Source organism: Streptomyces sp. NBC_00102, assembly GCF_026343115.1.
Lineage (GTDB): Bacteria > Actinomycetota > Actinomycetes > Streptomycetales > Streptomycetaceae > Streptomyces.
On record NZ_JAPEMC010000001.1, the window covers coordinates 4241976 to 4260720 of the forward strand.

18 protein-coding genes and 1 pseudogene are annotated in these 18745 nt (G+C 72.3%); 8 read left to right on the top strand and 11 right to left on the bottom strand.

The genetic code is table 11. From position 1 onward, the window contains the following. Window positions 1-11 precede the first annotated feature (11 nt). From OHA55_RS19050 to OHA55_RS19060, 3 genes are all read right to left on the bottom strand, one after another. A complete protein-coding gene (locus OHA55_RS19050; RefSeq protein ID WP_266707890.1) occupies window positions 12-863 on the bottom strand; it encodes an EamA family transporter in 852 nt (283 codons plus the stop codon). Next, window positions 860-1417, bottom strand: a complete 558-nt coding sequence (locus OHA55_RS19055) for a YbaK/EbsC family protein (RefSeq protein ID WP_266707892.1) — start codon at window positions 1415-1417, stop codon at window positions 860-862. Before OHA55_RS19055 ends, OHA55_RS19050 begins: the two co-directional genes overlap by 4 nt. Before the next feature lie 153 nt (window positions 1418-1570). Then, window positions 1571-3199: a penicillin-binding transpeptidase domain-containing protein gene (locus OHA55_RS19060; RefSeq protein ID WP_266707894.1), complete on the bottom strand. Its 1629-nt coding sequence runs from the start codon at window positions 3197-3199 to the stop codon at window positions 1571-1573. 213 nt (window positions 3200-3412) lie between these two features. Between OHA55_RS19060 and OHA55_RS19065 the strand changes: the two are divergent. Then, window positions 3413-3529, top strand: a pseudogene (locus OHA55_RS19065) (4-hydroxy-2-oxovalerate aldolase); the annotation flags it as partial. Window positions 3530-3591: 62 nt separating this feature from the next. On the opposite strand, the gene OHA55_RS19070 reads toward OHA55_RS19065, so the two are convergent. Then, window positions 3592-5361, bottom strand: a complete 1770-nt coding sequence (locus OHA55_RS19070) for a dolichyl-phosphate-mannose--protein mannosyltransferase (RefSeq protein ID WP_266707896.1) — start codon at window positions 5359-5361, stop codon at window positions 3592-3594. A 62-nt stretch (window positions 5362-5423) separates the two neighbouring features. Here OHA55_RS19070 and rsmI point away from each other — a divergent pair, with 62 nt between their 5' ends. Beyond that, window positions 5424-6317 (top strand): 16S rRNA (cytidine(1402)-2'-O)-methyltransferase, encoded by an 894-nt coding sequence (gene rsmI, locus OHA55_RS19075; protein ID WP_266707898.1) that lies wholly within the window; start codon window positions 5424-5426, stop codon window positions 6315-6317. 39 nt (window positions 6318-6356) lie between these two features. Here the strand turns inward: rsmI and OHA55_RS19080 are convergent, their stop codons facing one another. The 5 genes from OHA55_RS19080 to OHA55_RS19100 form a co-directional block, all read right to left on the bottom strand. Then, window positions 6357-7403, bottom strand: a complete 1047-nt coding sequence (locus OHA55_RS19080) for a serine hydrolase (RefSeq protein WP_266710807.1) — start codon at window positions 7401-7403, stop codon at window positions 6357-6359. Between the two features lie 74 nt (window positions 7404-7477). Further along, complete coding sequence (locus OHA55_RS19085; protein ID WP_266707900.1) at window positions 7478-8401, bottom strand: hypothetical protein; 924 nt, start codon at window positions 8399-8401, stop codon at window positions 7478-7480. Then, complete coding sequence (locus tag OHA55_RS19090) at window positions 8398-9438, bottom strand: hypothetical protein (RefSeq protein ID WP_266707902.1); 1041 nt, start codon at window positions 9436-9438, stop codon at window positions 8398-8400. The genes OHA55_RS19085 and OHA55_RS19090 overlap by 4 nt, the downstream gene beginning before the upstream one ends. Then, window positions 9435-10151 carry a hypothetical protein gene (locus OHA55_RS19095; protein ID WP_266707904.1) on the bottom strand — a complete coding sequence of 239 codons (717 nt, stop codon included), beginning with the start codon at window positions 10149-10151 and terminating at the stop codon, window positions 9435-9437. Before OHA55_RS19095 ends, OHA55_RS19090 begins: the two co-directional genes overlap by 4 nt. 10 nt (window positions 10152-10161) lie before the next feature. After that, entirely contained in the window at window positions 10162-10344 is a 183-nt protein-coding gene (locus OHA55_RS19100; protein WP_266707906.1) for a hypothetical protein, read from the bottom strand. 481 nt (window positions 10345-10825) lie between these two features. Between OHA55_RS19100 and OHA55_RS19105 the strand changes: the two genes are divergently transcribed. The 4 genes from OHA55_RS19105 (at window position 10826) to OHA55_RS19120 (ending at window position 14068) form a co-directional block, all read left to right on the top strand. After that, window positions 10826-11242: a hypothetical protein gene (locus OHA55_RS19105; RefSeq protein WP_266707908.1), complete on the top strand. Its 417-nt coding sequence runs from the start codon at window positions 10826-10828 to the stop codon at window positions 11240-11242. A gap of 99 nt (window positions 11243-11341) precedes the next feature. Next, a complete protein-coding gene (locus tag OHA55_RS19110; RefSeq protein ID WP_266707910.1) occupies window positions 11342-12208 on the top strand; it encodes a TatD family hydrolase in 867 nt (288 codons plus the stop codon). Between the two features lie 55 nt (window positions 12209-12263). Next, on the top strand, window positions 12264-13136 hold the full coding sequence (gene rsmA, locus OHA55_RS19115; RefSeq protein ID WP_266707912.1) for a 16S rRNA (adenine(1518)-N(6)/adenine(1519)-N(6))-dimethyltransferase RsmA: 873 nt from the start codon (window positions 12264-12266) through the stop codon (window positions 13134-13136). Then, window positions 13133-14068 carry a 4-(cytidine 5'-diphospho)-2-C-methyl-D-erythritol kinase gene (locus tag OHA55_RS19120; protein WP_266707914.1) on the top strand — a complete coding sequence of 312 codons (936 nt, stop codon included), beginning with the start codon at window positions 13133-13135 and terminating at the stop codon, window positions 14066-14068. Before rsmA ends, OHA55_RS19120 begins: the two co-directional genes overlap by 4 nt. A gap of 161 nt (window positions 14069-14229) precedes the next feature. Here OHA55_RS19120 and OHA55_RS19125 read toward each other — a convergent pair whose 3' ends face one another. After that, window positions 14230-14901, bottom strand: coding sequence for a lipoprotein (locus OHA55_RS19125; protein ID WP_266707916.1), 672 nt, complete (start codon window positions 14899-14901; stop codon window positions 14230-14232). Between the two features lie 118 nt (window positions 14902-15019). Between OHA55_RS19125 and OHA55_RS19130 the strand changes: the two genes are divergently transcribed. After that, window positions 15020-16840, top strand: coding sequence for an ABC-F family ATP-binding cassette domain-containing protein (locus OHA55_RS19130; protein ID WP_266707918.1), 1821 nt, complete (start codon window positions 15020-15022; stop codon window positions 16838-16840). 121 nt (window positions 16841-16961) lie between these two features. Here OHA55_RS19130 and OHA55_RS19135 read toward each other — a convergent pair whose 3' ends face one another. Continuing rightward, window positions 16962-17096 carry a hypothetical protein gene (locus OHA55_RS19135; RefSeq protein WP_266707920.1) on the bottom strand — a complete coding sequence of 45 codons (135 nt, stop codon included), beginning with the start codon at window positions 17094-17096 and terminating at the stop codon, window positions 16962-16964. Window positions 17097-17487: 391 nt separating this feature from the next. On the opposite strand from OHA55_RS19135, the gene OHA55_RS19140 reads away from it, so the two are divergent. Beyond that, the gene (locus tag OHA55_RS19140) at window positions 17488-18441 is read left to right on the top strand and encodes a helix-turn-helix transcriptional regulator (protein ID WP_266707922.1); all 954 of its coding nucleotides are present in this window, start codon (window positions 17488-17490) and stop codon (window positions 18439-18441) included. The last annotated feature ends 304 nt before the right edge of the window (window positions 18442-18745 follow it).

The following is an 18745-nucleotide window of genomic DNA, read 5'->3' on the forward strand; positions in this document are numbered from 1 at the left end:
CGCACGGGCGCTCAACCCGTGTGCAGCATCAGCCCGATGCCGACCACCATCAGCCCGGCCGCCGCGATCCGCGGGGCGCCGAACCGCTCCTTGAAGAGCAGGGCACCCAGCGCCGCGCCCACGATGATCGAGGACTCCCGCAGCGCCGCGACGGGGGCGAGCGGCGCGCGGGTCTGGGCCCACAGCACCAGCCCGTAGGCGGTCACCGAGAGCGCCGCCCCGCCCAGTCCACGCAGTGCCAACGGGCGCAACTGGCGGCCCAGGTGGCCGCGTCGCAGAAAGAGGGCGTACGACGGGACGGCGAGGCCCTGCGCGATCATCAGCCAGGCGATGTACCCCAGAGAACTGCCGGAGGCGCGCACCCCCACCCCGTCCACCGTGGTGTACCCGGCGATGGCGAGGCCCGTCCCGAGCGCCGCCACCAGGGCCGGCCAGTCCGGGCGGCGGCCGGAGCCCCGGATGCCCCACAGCGCGAGCCCGACCAGCCCCGCCGAGGCCACCGCCACCCCGGCCGTGGCCCAGGCACCCGGCCGCTCGCCCACGAAGACGGCGGCCAGGAGCGTCACCACGAGCGGTGCCGTACCCCGGGCGATCGGATACATCTGACCGAAGTCGCCCAGCGTGAACGACCGCATCAGCAGCAGCATGTAGGCGATGTGCAGCAGCGCCGAGACACCCAGGTACGGCCACGCTCCGGCGTCCGGGAAGGGCAGGAACGGCGCGGCGCCCGCGCAGATCAGCAGCCCGCCACCGGAGATCAGCGTGAAGGAGAGGAGCTGGTCCTTGAGGGCGTGGGCGAGGGCGTTCCACCCGGCGTGGGTGAACGCCGCCAGCAGCACCGCACAGGCGACCAGCGGGGTCACGAGGTCCGCTCGCGCACGTCCACCACCGTGCCGCCCGCGTGGGCGATCAGACTCTTCGGGTCGAGCGGGAACACCGTGTGCGGGGTTCCGGCCGCGGCCCACACGACGCCGTGATCCAGCAGCCCCCGATCGGCCAGCACCCGGGTCCTCGTCACGTGCCCGAAGGGCGGTACGCCCCCGATCGCGTACCCGGTCGCCTCGCGCACCACGTCGGCGTTCGCGCGCTTCACCTTCCCCGCGCCCAGTACCTCGCGCACCCGCTCCACGTCCACCCGGGAGGCGCCGTCCATCAGGACGACAACCGGGACGCCATCGGCCACGAAGACCAGCGACTTGGTGATCTCTGCCAGCTCGCAGCCGATCGCGGCGGCGGCCTCGGCGGCCGTGCGCGTGGCGTCGGGGAAGCGGCGTACCTCGACCCGGAGACCCAACTCCGCGAGTGCGGAGGCGAATCGGGGGTGCGCCTCGGAGTGTGCTTCGGAGCGTGCCTCGGGGTGCGCGGCGGAGGTGGTCGGCTGGGATCCGGCGTCGGGGCCGGTGGCGGAGGTGCTCATGATCCGCAGGCTACTCGCGCGAACGGGCGCGGCGCAGCACCGTTTTGGCGCACCGGGAACGTCCGTTCGGCTGCATCGAGGCTGCCCCGCACGTGGCGGTGTGCCGGTCCATGGGCCGGCGCACCGTCGTCGGGCCATCGGTACCGCGCGGGTTCACCCCGCGCCCAGCACCGCCGCCACGACCGGCCCGGCCGCGTCGCCGCCGTGACCGCCGGACTGGACCACTCCGGCCGCGGCGAGGTCGTTTCTGAAGCCGGTGAACCAGCTGTTGGAGGTTCCCTGCCCGTCCACCTCCGCCGAACCCGTCTTGGCGCCCTTGTCGCCGTCGATCGAGCCCATGGCCTTTGCGGCCGTGCCCCATGAAGCGGTGGCCCGCATCATGGTGTTGAGCTGCTGGACGACGGAAGTGGGCAGCGAGCGTGACGCCTTGGCGGGCATCCGGCCGTCCAGGTCCAGCGGCACGATGACCGGCTGGATGAACGTCCCGGTGTGGGCGGTGGCCGTGATGGACGCCATGTTGAGGACGTTCATCTGGATCGTGCCCTGACCGATGTACTGGGCGGCGGCCTCACCGCCGACCTCCTCGGGCACGCTGCCGTCCCGGGTGGTGACCCCGGTCTTCCAGTCCAGCCCGATCCCGAAGACCTCCTTCGCCTCCTTCGCCAGCGCCGAGTCGTCATGCACCTCGTCGATGAGCTTGATGAAGCCGGTGTTGCAGGAGTTCGCGAAGGTCTGGGTGAAGGTGCTGCCGTCCGGGAGCGAGAAGTTGTTCAGGTTGTGGAAGGTGCGACTTCGCCACGTCGCTTCCACGGGGCACTCGACGGCCCCGTTCGCCGTGGCCACGCCGCGCTCCAGCAGCATCGCGGCGGTCACGATCTTCATCGTCGATCCGGGCGCCTGTGCACCCTCCAGCGCCACGTTGAACTCGGTCGCGGGGTTGTTGGCGATGGCCCGGATGGCTCCGGTGGACGGCCTGACCGCGACGACGGACGCCCCGCTGAACTGCTTCACGGCCTTCTCCGCCGCCGCCTGGACGTTCGCGTCGATGGTCGTCTGGACCTTGCCGGGCTTGCCCTTGGCGAGGGTGAGCAGGGTGATGTCGGGGGTGGCCTCGTCCGCGCCCTTGATCCACGTTTCGATGCCGGGGGTACCGCCCGCCTTCTCCCCGTACTTCTTGCGGAGCGTGGCGATGACCGGTCCGAGCGACGGGTACGTGTCCGGGCTGAGCACCACGCCGTTGCGGTCCACCGCCTCGATCTCCGGTGAGGACGACTCTCCGGTGACGAGTGTCGTTCCCTTGGCCAACTTCGGGTGGACGACGGTCGGCTGCCAGTCGACGAGCGGCTTGTGGGTGGTCTGCCCGCGCACCACGGTCAACTCGGAGGAGTACGAGAGCGGCTTGCTCTGCCCCTCGAACGAGACGGTCCCCTTCACCGTGTACGGGACCTTCGCCCCGACCGCCGGCCCCGGGGTGATGACCACGTGCTCGATGTGCGCCTCGGCGGAGTACCCGGTCAGTACGGGCTCCGCCTCCACCGGGTTGTTCGTCAACTGCGCGGCGCCCGGACCGTTCCCGGTGGACCAGGCGGCGAAGAACGCCTTCGACGTCGCGGCGATCTCCTTGGCGTCCGGCGGCCCGGTCTTCACCGTGGCGGGCGCGCTGGTCGAGCCGATGCCGCCGCTCCCGTCCCCGGACAGCACGTTGTACGCGCCGTAACTCAGCCCCCCGGCCACCAGCACGAACACCCCGCCGACGATGGCGACTTTGGCTCCGCTTCGCATGGTTGCGGTTCCTCCCCCGTAGTTCCTCTTGAACGTGTTCAAGAATCTGCTTGCACGGGTGACTGTACGGGACATGTGTGCGTGGCGAGAAGGTTGTTATCGGAACGGGACGATGCCTTGGGGAGCGCTCTCCCCGGCGTTGGCCGGTTCTCGTCGGTGCGCGGGGCGGGCCGGGCGCAGGGCGGAGAAGGCGGGGGGAGGGGCCGGTGGTCGGCCTTCGTCGCCGTCGCCGGTCTCCAGGGCTGGGAGCACGGCTGCGACCTGTTCCCGCTGACGGACGCGGCCGGCGATCTCGTCCGGCCCCTCCAGGGCCGCGAGGTCCGGGTCGACCTACGCAGGAGGGCCCGGCACCGTCGTCCACGGTGCCGGGCCCTCCTGTCGCGTTTCCGCGGCTACACCCACGTGTCCAGCCACATCCGGTTCCGCCACGCGTCCTCCGGGATCGGGGTCCCGGTGTAGAGCGGCCAGAAATAGATGAAATTCCAGATGATCAGCAGCACCAGCAGCCCCGCCGCCACCGCGCCGATCGCGCGGCGGCGTTCCCCGGTGGGGTCGGAGGTGGTCAGGCCCAGCTCCGCGCGGGTGCCGGTGCCGGCCGCCGGGCCGATCATCGCGCCGATCATCATCGTCACGGCGAGACAGAGGAACGGCACGAAGACGACCGCGTAGAAGAAGAAGATCGTGCGCTCCTGGTAGAAGAACCAGGGCACCCAGCCCGCCGCGACCCCGCAGGCGATGGCGCCGGCGCGCCAGTCGCGGCGGAAGAGCCAGCGCCAGAGCACGTAGACGAGGGCGAAGCAGGCCGCCCACCAGAGCAGCGGGGTACCGAGCGCCAGGACCTCGCGGGCGCACTTGCCGGTCGCCGAGTCGGCGCAGGTGGGTTCCTCGTAGAAGTACGAGACGGGGCGGCCGAGGACGATCCAGCTCCAGGGGTTCGACTGGTACGTGTGGCCGGAGGTCAGGCCCACGTGGAAGTCGTAGACCTGCCGCTCGTAGTGCCAGAGGCTGCGAAGCCAGTCCGGCAGCCAGGTCCAGCCGCCGCTGCGGCCCTCCGCCGTGTCCGCCCAGTGGCGGTCGTACCCCTTGTCGGTGATCAGCCAACCCGTCCAGGAGACGAGGTACGTGGCGAGGGCGACCGGGACGGTGGAGACGAAGGCGGGCACCAGGTCGCGGCGGAGGACCGCCCGGTACGGGTGGATCGCGCCGGCGGTGCGGCGGGCGCCCACGTCCCAGAGGACCGACATGACGGCGAACGCGGCCAGGATGTAGAGGCCGTTCCACTTGGTGCCGAAGGCGAGGCCCAGCATCAGCCCGGCCGCGAGCCGCCAGGGCCGCCAGCCGAGTCGGAGGGTCTCCGCGACCAGGGTGTCCGGGCGGAGCACCCCCTCCTCGTCCACCGGGAGGGCTTCGGCGAGTTTGCGGCGGGCCCAGTCGCGGTCGTTGACCAGGCAGCCGAAGGCCGCGACGACGAAGAACATCAGCACCAGGTCGAGCAGCGCGGTGCGGCTCATCACGAAGTGCAGCCCGTCCACCGCGAGCAGCAGGCCGGCCAGGCAGCCGAGGAACGTCGAGCGGAACATCCGGCGCCCGATGCGGCAGAGCAGCAGCACCGAGAGGGTGCCGAGCAGGGCCACCATGAACCGCCAGCCGAACGGCGTGAGGCCGAACATCTGCTCGCCGAGCCCGATGACCCACTTACCGACCGGCGGGTGCACCACGTATCCCGGGTCGACGGGGACCTTCACCAGGGACGGATCGTTCAGGATGAGCTTGTCGACGTCCTTGGGCCAGGCGCCTTCGTACCCCTGGTTGATCAGGGCCCAGGCGTCCTTCGCGTAGTACGTCTCGTCGAATATCACCGCGTCGGGCTGTCCCAGCCGCCAGAAGCGCAGCACCCCGGCGACCAGGGTCACCAGCAGCGGGCCGCCCCACCCGGACCAGTGCCGCAGCCGCTCCGCGAGAGCCGGTGGCACACCGAGGACCGCCCAGGTGCGGGGGCTCGGCCGGTTGTAGGGAGGGATCAGGCGGTCGCGCAGCCCGAACTCCTTCCGGGGCACGTGGCCGAAGCGGTGCAGCCGCCGCTCCCAGGGAGAAGGCTGCTCGCCGGGGAGCTCGTCCCCGGCGTCGTGGCCCTGCCGGGCGTCGGGCGCAGTACTCGTCACCGCGCCATCGTAGGGAAAGCATCTGTGCGAGGGGGGCCGCCGGGGCTGGGAGGATGGTTCCTGTGACTGAAACGCCTGGAACGCCTGGAAAGCCGACGACCGGAACGCTGGTTCTCGCGGGAACCCCCATCGGTGACGTGGCGGACGCCCCGCCGCGTCTCGCCACCGAGCTGGAGACGGCCGACGTCGTGGCGGCCGAGGACACCCGCCGGCTGAAGCGCCTCACCCAGGCGCTCGGCATCCACACCACGGGACGGGTCGTCTCGTACTTCGAGGGGAACGAGTCCGCCCGCACCCCGGAGCTGGTCGAGGCGCTGACCGGCGGCGCGCGGGTGCTGCTGGTGACCGACGCGGGGATGCCGTCCGTCTCCGACCCCGGCTACCGCCTGGTCGCCGCGGCCGTCGAGAAGGACATCAAGGTCACCGCGGTGCCCGGCCCCTCGGCGGTGCTCACCGCGCTGGCGCTGTCCGGTCTGCCGGTGGACCGGTTCTGCTTCGAGGGCTTCCTGCCCCGCAAGGCGGGCGAGCGCCTCGGCCGCCTGCGCGAGGTCGGCGACGAACGCCGCACCATGGTCTTCTTCGAGGCCCCGCACCGCCTGGACGACACGCTCGCCGCGATGGCCGAGGTCTTCGGCGCGGACCGCAGGGCCGCCGTCTGCCGCGAGCTGACGAAGACGTACGAAGAGGTGAAGCGCGGCCCGCTCGGCGAGCTGGCGGTGTGGGCGGCCGAGGGCGTACGCGGCGAGATCACCGTGGTCGTGGAAGGCGCGGGCGACAAGGGCGCCGAGGAGCTGGACGCGGCCGAGCTGGTGCGCCGGGTCCAGGTCCGCGAGGAGGCGGGGGAGCGCCGCAAGGAGGCCATCGCCGCCGTCGCCGCGGACGCCGGGCTGCCCAAGCGCGAGGTGTTCGACGCGGTGGTCGCCGCGAAGAACGCCGCCCGTACCCCGGGCGCCTGAGCAGCCCGCGACGGCCCACGGGCTGCCGCCGGACACGCCCTAATCCGTCAGCAGCCCGTGGGCCGTCGCCACGAACGGGTCCTTGAGCGACACCCGCCGGGTGCAGACGGCGGCCAGCGCCGTCCCGGTGTCCGGGCAGTAGCCGAGGAACGCCTGCTGCCCGGGGGTCGCCCCGGCGTGGAAGTTGACCGGGCCGTGCGGTGACGCGTGCTGGAACCACGTCAGCGTGTGGGTGTGGGTGTGCCGCGGGCCCCGGCGCAGGACCGGGTGGCGCATCCGGGCCAGCGCGCCGGCCAGAGCGGCGTCCGGCGGCGGTACGAACGGCGTGTTGCCGGCCGCCCCGGTCCCGGCGTACGCACCGCTCGCCGCGAGGTGCGCCTCCAGGAAGGTGAGCAGGTCGTGCGGGGTGGACCGGACGGCCCCGGCCCCGGCGAACCCGCCGATGTCGAGCACCGGCACCGCGGTCCCGTCGCGCAGATGCCCCCGCGCGTCGGCGCCCGCCCGCCCCGGGGCGAGCGAGGTGGAGCCCAGGTGCAGCGGGGCGAGCACCTCCCGGTGGACGAGGACGTCCCAGGGGGTGTCGGTCGCGGCGGCGAGAGCGTGGGCCAGCACCGCGACGGCGAAGTTCGAGTAGTGCCAGCGGGTCCCGGGCGCGTGGCGCGGGCGGGCCCGCAGGAAGGCCCGGACGACCCGGTCGGCCGGGTAGCCGGCGTACGGGGCGGTGGTCCAGCGCGGTACCGCCTGCGGGTAGAAACCGGCCGGCAGTCCGGGCAGCCCCGAGGTGTGGGTGATCAGGTGCCGCAGGGTGATCTCCGCGACGGACCGGTGCACCGGAAGACCGGGCGCCAGCAGCTCGGCGGCCGGTTCGTCGTACGAGAGGCGCCCGGCGGCGACCAGCCGGGCGAGCAGCAGCCCGGTGAAGGTCTTGGACGCCGAGCCGAGTTCGTACCGGAGCCGGTCGCGCGGCCGGTCCTCGGGCGGGGGCGCGGTGCCGGTGGTGTGCAGGGTGCGCCGCCCGTGGCGGCTGAGCGCGAGCACCAGGTCGGGCGCCGGGCCGATCCTCCCGGCCGCCCGTGCCAGCAGCAGCCCGTCGGCCCCGGCGTCCCGGTCGGGGGCTCCGGGGCCGACGGGCGCGGTACGGGCGACGGCGGGGCCCGTACTCACGCGGAGGCCGCCGAGGAGAGGTCCGACAGGGAGCGGGAGACCGCCAGCGCCGAGGCGAACGCGGCGACCAGCGTCGAGTGGTAGACGAGGTCGAAGACCGACTCCGCGTCACCCTCCGGCATCCCCTCGAAGACCGGCATCGCCCCGTCCGGTTCCTGGGCGGCGGCGAACCCGCGCCAGGCCGCCGCGTCGAGCGTCGGCTCGGGGAGGCAGGCGTCGACGACCAGCAGCTCGCCGAGGAGGTCCCAGCGCTTGAGGTCGAGCCAGTCGTCCAGCCAGACCGGCAGCCAGAGCGCGAGGTACTCGGCGGTCTCCGGCGGCAGTCCGCCGGGGGACTCGCCCCAGTCGGTGAGGTGGAAGACGGTGTGGGTGATGTCGTAGCCGATGTGGCCCTCGACGGTCCACGGCTCCGGGCGCGCGGCCAGCCAGGTACGCCGGAACGCCTCGTCCTCCGGAAGGTTCGCCGGCAGCCCGAAGCGGCGCTCGATGGTGGAGAGCCCGAGGCGCCGCACCGGCAGCACCTCCAGTCGGGCCGAACTGGCCAGCCGGTGGTTGAGACGGACGGCCGCCTCCAGCCCCTGGTGCCGGTACCCGAGCTCCTTGAACGGTACGTACACCTCCATCGGCACCGGTGAGAGCGACTCGCGGCGCTGGCCCTCCAGCAGCCGGTGGCCGGAGTCGAGCAGTTCGTGCCAGGCGTGGTCGAGGAGGGAGCGGGCGAGAGAGGCCTGCTGGGAGCCGGCGACACCCTCGCGGAAGATCACCTTGCCGATGAGCGCCAGTTCGCCCAGCGGCTTGAACCGGTCCAGCATCCCGGCTTCGGGAGACGGATCGTCCTCCAGCCGGAAGCCCTCCCGGTGGGCGTGCAGCCACTTCAGGGCCTTCGCGCCCACCTCGTGGATCTGCTGGATACCGCTCATGCGGAATGTTTCCTTCCGGATGTCGTGGGTGTGCGGGGGCCCTCCAGCCGGGCGACCGTGAGCGAGGCGGCGAAGATCGTCACCAGCGTGGAGTGGTAGCAGGCGAGGAACGGGTACGGCTCCCCGACGTCGCTCCTTTCCGAGGCGGCGGGCTCGACCTGCGGGCCCGTCTCCGGCAGGCACCCGTCCGGGTGCTGCACCCGGGCGAGCACCGGCCAGGCAGCGGCGAACAGCTCCACCGGCGGAACGCCCGGCAGGCCCGCGCCGACCGCCAGCAGCTCGGCGGTGAGGTCCCACTGGTCGCTCTCCAGACAGCCGTCCACCCAGGGCGGAAGCCAGGTCCGCAGATAGAGGTCCAGGTCGGCGGGCATCCGCTCGGGCGCGATGCCCCAGTCGGTGACGTGGTACGCCGCGTGGGTCAGGGAGTAGCCGGAGGCGCGCTCCAGCATCCAGGGCTCCGAGAGCCCGCCCAGCCAGGTGCGGCGCAGCACCTCGTCGGCGTCGGCGTGCGGGGCGACGCCGACCCGGCGCTCCGAGTTGATCAGCCCCAGCTGCCGGTTGGCGTGCTGCTCGGTGAAGGCCCAGCCCCGGGTGGCGGCGATCCGCCCGGCGAGCCGCTCGAACCCCTCGTGGCGCAGCCCGTGGCCGGCGAAGGCCGCGTAGATCTCGAAGGGGTACGCGGCGAAGGGCTCGGAGCGCAGGAGCTCCAGCATGAGATCGCCGGAGCGGGTCTGCTCCCAGGCGAAGGCGACCAGCCGCTCGGCGGTGGCGCGGGCGGGGTCGCCGGGGGCGGTGACCCGCTGGGCCGTGCTGCACAGCTGGGCCAGCTCGCCGAGCGGCTTGAGGGTGTGGTCGACCTTGGTGTGCGGTTCCAGCACGTCTTCGGGGAGCACGAAGCCGGCCAGGTGGTCCTCGGTCCAGGCCAGCGCGCGGTCGCGCACCCCGCGTACGAGGCCGGTGAGCGCGGCGGTGGCGGCCGGGTGCTCCGCCGTGCTCCCGGCGCCCGGGCGGGCCGCCGTCGCCTGGTCCGCGGTCACCTGCCGCGCTCCTCGATCATCAGCCGGGCCGCGCGGACGTTGAGGGCCACCCGGGGGTCCTGGCCGCCCATCAGCTCGACGAAGTCGAGGCCCCGGTCGAGGCCGAGGGTCGCCGGCTCCCCGCCGAGGGCGGCCAGCCAGCGGCCGGTGCCCGAAGCCTGGAGCCAGTCGCGGCGGCGCACCGCGCGGACGAACCCGCGCGCCAGGTCGGTCACCCGGCCGCGGGCGATCCGCGCAACGGAAGACGCCGCTGCCGGGACGGCGAGCGGCGCGAGGAGGGAGACCTGGTGCGAGAACGCCTGCCACGGCGCCTCGTCCAGACCGGTGATGCCGGGTTCGTCCAGGGCGGGTGTGCCGCCCGGCGGGAACCCGGTGGGGGTGGAGGGGGCCACCCGGTGCAGGGTGGAGAGCATCGCCCAGTGGCTCCAGGCGGTGGAGGGGGAGGAGTCGGGGCGCGGCGGGAACTCCTGGACCGCGCGGTGGAAGACCGCCACGTCGCCGGGGTGCGGGTTCTGTCCGTACAGCACGCTCGGCAGGAGCAGGTCGGCTCCGATGACCCGTACCGCGGCGATGCCTGTTCTGTCGTCCTCGTGGATTCCGGCCGCGCCGCACACCGTGGCGAGGTGGCCCCCGCTCCTAAGAGCGAGGACCACCTCGTTCGCCAGGTCGTGCACCGCGTCCGAGAGCCGGGACGAAGCGCTTGACTGGTTCATGGGCCGGAAGTCAGCCCTTCTTCGGCCGCGGGGTGGGCGGCGAGAGAAGGAGCGCCCCACCGCCGGCGATCAGCGCGAGGAACGCGCACTCGCGCGAGTCGCGGTACAGACCCTCGACCTCGCCCGGGTTGAGCGCGGCCTCCAGGTCCTTGTCGAGGTCGGTCGTGGTGGTGGGGGTGATTTCGGTGTGCATGAGGGTTCCCGTTCTGTTCTGTGGAAAAGCCGGGGAGTTGCGTACTTGCGTACAGGTCGAGTGAAAACCAGATAAGCGAACCGCGCAAACCGGACATGCTGTTTCTCGTCGGTGCGGAATTCAATTGAATGCTCAATTCATTCCGGCGTTCGGGAACGCGCCCCCTGTGCGCCCCCGGAGAACCCCGTGCCGAGCGGCTTTCCGCCACCGGCCCGCCCCGTGCGGACACCCCGGCGCACGGGGGGTGCGGGAGGCGGGATACGCGCCCGCCGACCGTGTGAACGGGCGGTGCGCGCCCGCGCGCGGCCAACGGCTGGTCTCCGTCGGGGCGCCCTCGCACCATGGGTGGACCAAGGGCTCACCAAGGAGTCCAAGAACGCATCAACACTGGTCCTGAGCCGGTGCGATTCGCATGCGGCGGGTGTGCACTGGGAGGTGGAAACACTCGGAGCGGCTTGTCCTGCGGACAAGAGGAGCAAGTATGAGTGAGATCGCGGTGAACACGGTCCACGAGGCCTATGCCTTCGCCTGTATGCGATGCGGACACGGCTGGGAGCAGGCCTACGAAATAGAGCACCATGTCGACGGGGCCGGAAACACCTTCGTGGTCTACAAGGCCGACGGTGAGAAGGTCCCCTCTCCTCTGTCGACGCCGACCTGCACGAACTGCGGCGGCCACGTGGTCCGCATCATGCGGTCGGGGCGGGTCTCCCTCGTGCAGCAGCTGCTGCAGGGCACCCCGCGGAAGCCCTCCGCCATGGCCGGCTCCACCACCACCGGCATATCCCCCGGACAGGACGACGACGAGCGGGTCGCCGCGGTCGCCGTACCGGCGGGCGCCGGAGCCGCCCGCCACTGGCACCTGTCGGACCTGTTCCACCCCTTCCAGCGCCACTGACCGGGCCGGCGACAGGGTCGCCGGCCAAGAGCGCCCGCCCGTGTCCCCGGACCCCGGGCGGGCGCCCCCGCGTCCGGCACTCCTCGTACGATCAAGGGCATGAGCCGTACCGAAGCGCCGCCGCTGCCCGAACCCCTGCGGGTTCCGGTCGCCGATTCGCACACCCACCTGGACATGCAGGACGGCACCGTGGAAGAGGCCCTCGCCCGGGCCGCCGCCGTCAACGTCACCACCGTCGTCCAGGTCGGCTGCGACCTCGCCGGGTCACGCTGGGCCGCCGATACGGCCGCCGCCCACCCGCAGGTGCACGCCTCGGTCGCCCTCCACCCCAACGAGGCCCCGCGCATCGTCCACGGCGACCCCGAGGGCCGCACCCGCGAAGGCGTCCGCGCACCGGGCGGCAAGGCGGCGCTGGACGAGGCGCTCGCGGAGATCGACGCGCTCGCCGCCCTCGCCCACGTACGCGGCGTCGGCGAGACCGGCCTCGACTACTTCCGTACCGAGCCCGAGGGCCGCGCCGCCCAGGAGGAGTCCTTCCGGGCGCACATCGAGATCGCCAAGCGGCACGGCAAGGCCCTCGTCATCCACGACCGCGAGGCCCACGCCGACGTGCTGCGCGTCCTCGCCGAGGTAGGCGCCCCGGACCGCACGGTCTTCCACTGCTACTCCGGCGACGCCGAGATGGCCCGGATCTGCGCACGGGCCGGCTACTTCATGTCCTTCGCCGGCAACGTCACCTTCAAGAACGCCCAGCCGCTGCGCGACGCCCTCGCCGTCGCCCCCGCCGAACTGGTGCTGGTCGAGACCGACGCCCCCTTCCTCACCCCCGCCCCCTACCGGGGCCGCCCCAACGCCCCCTACCTCATCCCCGTCACCCTGCGGGCGATGGCCGAGGTCAAGGGGATCGACGAGGACACCCTCGCCGCCACGATCGACGCCAACACCGCGCGGGCCTTCGACTACTGAGCGGGGGCGTGATGTGCATTGCGTACGCACTTCGCTTCGCCCGTACGCTTAGTGGGTGAGCAGCACTGAGTCCGACGCCCTCCTGGGCCCCGCAGACATCCGCGAACTGGCGGCGGCGCTGGGCGTACGCCCGACCAAGCAGCGCGGCCAGAACTTCGTCATCGACGCCAACACGGTCCGCAGGATCGTGCGCACCGCCGAGGTGCGGCCCGACGACGTCGTCGTCGAGGTCGGCCCGGGGCTCGGTTCGCTGACCCTGGCGCTGCTGGAGGCGGCCGACCGGGTCGTGGCCGTGGAGATCGACGACGTCCTCGCCGCCGCCCTGCCGGCCACCGTCGCCGCCCGGATGCCCTCCCGCGCCGACCGGTTCGCCCTCGTCCACTCCGACGCGATGCTGGTCACCGAACTGCCCGGGCCCGCGCCCACCGCGCTCGTCGCCAACCTCCCGTACAACGTCGCCGTGCCCGTGCTGCTCACCATGCTGGAGCGGTTCCCGAGCATCGAGCGGACCCTCGTCATGGTGCAGTCCGAGGTCGCCGACCGGCTCGCCGCCCGGCCCGGCAACAAGGTCTACGGCGTGCCCTCCGTGAAGGCCAACTGGTACGCCGACGTGAAGCGCGCCGGAGCCATCGGCCGCAAGGTCTTCTGGCCCGCCCCCAACGTCGACTCCGGCCTTGTCTCCCTGGTCCGGCGGGAGAAGCCGGTCGAGACGTCCGCCGGCCGCACCGAGGTCTTCGCCGTCGTCGACGCCGCCTTCGCCCAGCGTCGCAAGACGCTGCGTGCCGCGCTCTCCGGCTGGGCGGGCTCCGCGCCCGCCGCCGAGGCCGCGCTGGTCGCCGCCGGGGTCTCCCCGCAGGCCCGGGGCGAGTCGCTCACGGTGGAGGAGTTCGCCGCCATCGCCGAGAACAAGCCGGAGCTGCCCGCATGACCCACAGCGCCACCGCGACCGGGAGCCCGAGCACGACCGGAAGCGTCACCGTCCGGGTACCCGCCAAGGTCAACGTCCAGCTCGCCGTGGGCGCCGCCCGCCCCGACGGCTTCCACGACCTGGCCAACGTCTTCCTCGCGGTCGGCCTGTACGACGAGGTCACCGCGGCCCCCGCCGACGAGCTGACGATCACCTGCTCCGGCCCGGACGCCGCCCAGGTGCCCCTGGACCGCAGCAACCTCGCCGCCCGCGCCGCGCTCGCGCTCGCGGAGCGGTACGGCATCGAGCCGGCCGTCCACCTCCACATCGCCAAGGACATCCCCGTCGCCGGCGGCATGGCCGGAGGCAGCGCCGACGGTGCCGCCGCCCTCCTCGCCTGCGACGCGCTCTGGTCCACCGGCGCCTCCCGCGAAGAGCTCCTGGAGATCTGCGCCGAGCTCGGCAGCGACGTCCCGTTCAGCCTGATCGGCGGCGCGGCCCTCGGTACCGGGCGCGGCGAACTGCTCACCCCCGTCGCCACCGGTGGCACCTTCCACTGGGTCTTCGCCGTCGCCGACGGCGGGCTCTCCACGCCGGTCGTGTTCGGCGAGTTCGACCGGCTCACCGCCGGTACGGACGTCCCCGAGCCCGCCGCCGCCCCGGCGCTGCTCGACGCCCTCGCCTCCGGCGACCCGGTCGCCCTGGCCAAGACCCTGAGCAACGATCTCCAGGCCGCCGCCCTCTCGCTGCGCCCCTCGCTCGCCGCGACCCTGGCAGCCGGTACCGAGGCCGGCGCCCTCGCCGCCCTGGTCTCCGGCTCCGGCCCGACCACCGCGTTCCTGGTCCCCGACGCGGAGACCGCCCAGCGGGTCGCCGCCGCCCTGACCGCCTCCGGCACCTGCCGTACGGCACGGGTCGCGGTGTCTCCGGCGGCGGGGGCGACGGTGGTCTGAGGGGGCTGCCGTCCGAGGCCGTCGCACCCGCCGCCGAGCGGGTGCGGGCGGTGCTTCCTTCTGTGGCCGGCGTCAGCTGAAAAGCGTGATGATGCCGAGAGTCGCGCAGACGAAACCCGCCGTGAACTGAACGGTTCCCAGTTGAAGGCCGGACGGCGGACTCAGCCGGTCCGCAGGCTCGACTTCGCCAGTTCGTACGCCGGGAGCATCTGCTCGTGCTCCTCGGTGTCCAGGCCGCCCAGGTGGACGACGACCGGGCCCTTCGCGGTGGGGACGAGGAAGGCGCGTTCCTGCTTCGTCTCGTCCAGGGCCTCGACGGTGACGGTGTAAACCGCCTCGGCCCCGGCGGTCTTGCCCGCCTCGATGTCCGTATAGGTGACGCCGGAGGCGCCCGTCTCGGCCTCCACGAAGGCCTTCAGCAGGTCGCGCGGGGAGGCGGAGGACTTCTCGCCCCGCCAGACCCGCAGGAAGCCGATGTTCCCGGCGGGCTTCGCGTCGATCTCGCAGGCCATGGTCATCGGGCCCTGCCGCGCCAGTTCGGCCAGCTCGGAGTCGGTGGCCACGTCCACGGCCTCGGGCTTCCAGTCGGCGGCCAGGTCGAAGGTGACCGGGAGCTCGCAGGCGGAGCCGGCGCCGCCGATGCTGCCGCCCTTGGCCGCCGGCTGTGCCGGGGCGGGCTGCGTCGCGGCGGCCGTCCGGGAAGGTGGGACGGAGGCCGCGGAGGCCTTGTCACCGTGCTCCGTACCGCAGCCGGAGAGGGCGCAGAGCGCCGCCGTCACCGCCACCGCCGCCCGTACCGCCGGGACCCCGCGCCGTGCCGTCCTGCCTGTCATGACGTTCCCACCCCTGAGACGCTCCTGTCCGGGGCCGCCCCCGGAAGATCGCCGCACGCTACCGCATCCGCGCGGCGACTACCCTGGGAAGCCGATCCATCCCCTGGGCAGGAGTGAAATGGCCGTCAATCTGGTCAATGTCGAGCAGGTCAGCAAGGTGTACGGCACCCGTGCGCTGCTCGACGGTGTGTCTCTCGGAGTCTCGGAGGGGGACCGGATCGGTGTCGTCGGCCGCAACGGCGACGGCAAGACGACCCTCATCCGGATGCTCGCCAAACTGGAGGAGGCGGACACCGGCCGCGTCACCCACAACGGCGGACTGCGCCTCGGTGTCCTCACCCAGCACGACTCCCTGGACCCGAAGGCGACGATCCGGCACGAGGTCATCGGTGACCTCGCCGATCACGAGTGGGCGGGCAGCGCCAAGATCCGCGACGTGCTGACCGGGCTCTTCGGCGGCCTCGCGCTGCCGGGCTTCGAGCACGGCCTGGACACCGTCATCGCCCCGCTCTCCGGTGGTGAGCGCCGCCGTATCGCGCTCGCCAAGCTGCTCATCGCGGACCAGGACCTGATCGTCCTCGACGAGCCCACCAACCACCTCGACGTCGAGGGCATCTCCTGGCTCGCCGGACACCTGCGGGCCCGCCGCTCCGCGCTCGTCTGCGTGACCCACGACCGGTGGTTCCTCGACCAGGTCTGCACCCGCATGTGGGACGTCCAGCGCGGCACCGTCCACGAGTACGAGGGCGGCTACAGCGACTACGTCTTCGCACGCGCCGAGCGTGAGCGGATCGCCGCGACCGAGGAGTCCAAGCGGCAGAACCTGATGCGCAAGGAGCTGGCCTGGCTGCGTCGCGGCGCCCCCGCCCGTACCTCCAAGCCGCGCTACCGCATCGAGGCGGCCAACGAACTGATCGCCGACGTGCCGCCGCCGCGCGACACCAGCGAGCTGATGAAGTTCGCCAACGCACGCCTCGGCAAGACCGTCTTCGACCTGGAGGACGTGACGGTCCAGGCCGGCCCCAAGACGCTGCTCGAACACCTCACCTGGCAGCTCGGCCCGGGCGACCGCATCGGCCTCGTCGGGGTGAACGGCGCGGGCAAGACCTCGCTGCTGCGCTCGCTCGCCGAGGCGTGCCGCAGCCAGGGCGACGTCCAGCCGGCCGGCGGGAAGATCGTCGTCGGCAAGACCGTCCGGCTCGCCTACCTCTCCCAGGAGGTGCACGAGCTCAAGCCCACCCTCCGGGTCCTGGAGGCCGTGCAGCAGGTCCGTGACCGGGTGGACCTCGGCAAGGGCCGCGAGATGACGGCGGGGCAGCTGTGCGAGCAGTTCGGCTTCACCAAGGAGAAGCAGTGGACGCCGGTCGGCGACCTCTCCGGTGGTGAGCGGCGCCGGCTCCAGATCCTGCGCCTGCTGATGGACGAGCCGAACGTCCTCTTCCTCGACGAGCCCACCAACGACCTCGACATCGAGACCCTCACCCAGCTGGAGGACCTCCTCGACGGCTGGCCGGGCTCCATGATCGTGATCTCCCACGACCGGTTCTTCATCGAGCGCACCACCGACAAGGTGATGGCGCTGCTCGGCGACCGTGCGCTGCGGATGCTGCCGCGCGGCATCGACGAGTACATCGAGCGCCGGCAGCGGATGGAGGCGACGGCCACCCCGTCCGCCGCCGTTCCCGCCGCGGCCAAGGAGTCCTCCCCGCAGGCGAGTTCCCTCTCGGCGCAGGAATCGCGCGCGGCGAAGAAGGAGCTGCAGAAGGTCGAGCGCCAGCTCGGCAAGCTCTCCGACCGGGAGACCAAGCTGCACGCCCAGATCGCGGAGAACGCCACCGACTTCGGGAAGGTGGCGAAGCTCGACGCGGAACTGCGTGAACTCGTCACCGAGCGCGACGAGTTGGAGATGCGCTGGCTGGAGCTGGCCGAGGACGCGTAAGTACGGGCCACACGAGGGTGGGGCGGCGCCGCTTTCGCGGAGCCGCCCCACTGTCGTCCTCCGGTTGCCGTCACGGGCGCCCGGCGAGCGCCCGGAGTGCGTCGCGGCTCGGCCGCGGGGGTCATCGCCGCGGCGCACCGGGCTTGTTGGCGATCAGCAGTCCGGCGACGGCGGGCAGCAGCCACTCCTCCTGGAGGACGGCCGTCCCCGCCGAGGGGGACATCACCAACACGATGGCGAGCACCAATGCGGCCACGAAGGCCACACTGAGGCGCGGTAGGTCTACCCTGAGATGAACGAGCACAAGGTCTCCTTGTGTGTGAGCGGTGGGCCGCTCCCTGCTTCCGGCCAGAAGCGACAGGGGGCGGCCTCGGCTTTTTCTCGGCAGGCCCGCCACGCGGGGCCTACGGTGCGGTGGCTCGCGAGGTCACATGGGGTGCTCCTTCCTTCTTTCTGTGCCGCCGTTCCCGGCAGCCGCTCGTTGAGAGTCTGCGGCCGGCGATGTGCTGCGGCAACGTCTGGAAGACGCGCGTAGAACACTGCGGTCAGAAGGAGAACACCGTCGAACTCTGGCGGCACCCGCGGGCATTGACGAACAATGACGAACCAACAGCGTCGTTCTGTTTCATGCGCGGGGGTGGACGAACGTGCCGAGCCGGAAGTCCTCACCGCCGCCGCATCCCGCTCAACTCGCCTTCGCGGCCGAGCTGCGGGAGATGCGGCGGCGGACGGAGAAGAAGCCGACCGACGAGACGATCGCGCGCCGGATGGGCTGCGGGCGCAGCACCGTCTCGGCGATCGTGAACGGCCGGCGGTTCCCGAACTGGGAGAACACCGCGGCCTTCGCGGTCGCGCTGGGCGTGGACCCGTCGAAGCTGCGGAGGCGGTGGACGGAGGTGGACCGGGAGATCGAGGAGGCGTCCAAGGCGGGTTCGCCGCTCGCCCAGCACTCGCTCGCCCAGCCCTCGTCCGCTCGACTCCCGTCCACTCAACTTCCGCTTGCTCAAAATCCCCTCGCGCAGCTTCCGCTCCTCGGGGCGGCGCAGGCCGGCGGAGAGGCGCAGCTGGCCGCGCACTGGTACCGGAACAACCGGGAGTTCTACGAGGCGGCAGCCGACCGCGTGGCGCGGGCGAGTACCGAGATCCGCGTCACGTACACGCGCCGCTATCCGCCGACCCAGTACACGACGCCGGCCTCCGCCGACTACTTCAGGGCCATCCTGGACTGGGCCGGCGAGGACAGTGCGGACGAACGCAGCGTACGGCGCATCATCGGCATCCCCGAGCGCGACGGGCGGCCGGACGGCGACATGCTGGACTGGGCGCGGGAGCACCACGAGGAGACCCGGGGCATCCTCACCTACGAGGCCAACGCGATGCGCTGGAACGCGGCGGCCGACGGGCTCAACATGGCGCTGATCGACGACAGCGTGGTCTTCCTGGCGTTCTCCGGAGGGCCGCGCCAGAAGCTGAACGGCCTGAGCATCGAAGACCCCATGTTCATGAGCTACTTCGCCGCCTACTTCGACCAGCTCTGGGCCGCGCTGCCGCCGTTGGGGACCTACCTCGACGAGGTCGCGGACCGGGCGGAGGGCCTGTAGCGGAGCACGTGGCGGGTCGCCCGCGAGGAACGGTGTACGGAACCAATCGTATGAAAGGGGAGGTTCCCGCCGTGCGGCGGAGGCTGGGTGTGCAACCGGCCTTTTCAGAAACGGATGTGAGGGGGCGTCGGTCCGGCGCGCGACGGCCGGTGACCCCGGGGCGGTAACGGCTCCATCACGGCCCGGTTCTCCCTTGGGCACAGGGGGCGGACCGATCCGGTGTGCGTGATGGTGCGGGTGGTACAAAGAAGCCCCGCCAGACTGTCGCGATGCCGCGGTAGCCATGCCCGTTCCGCTCCATTCC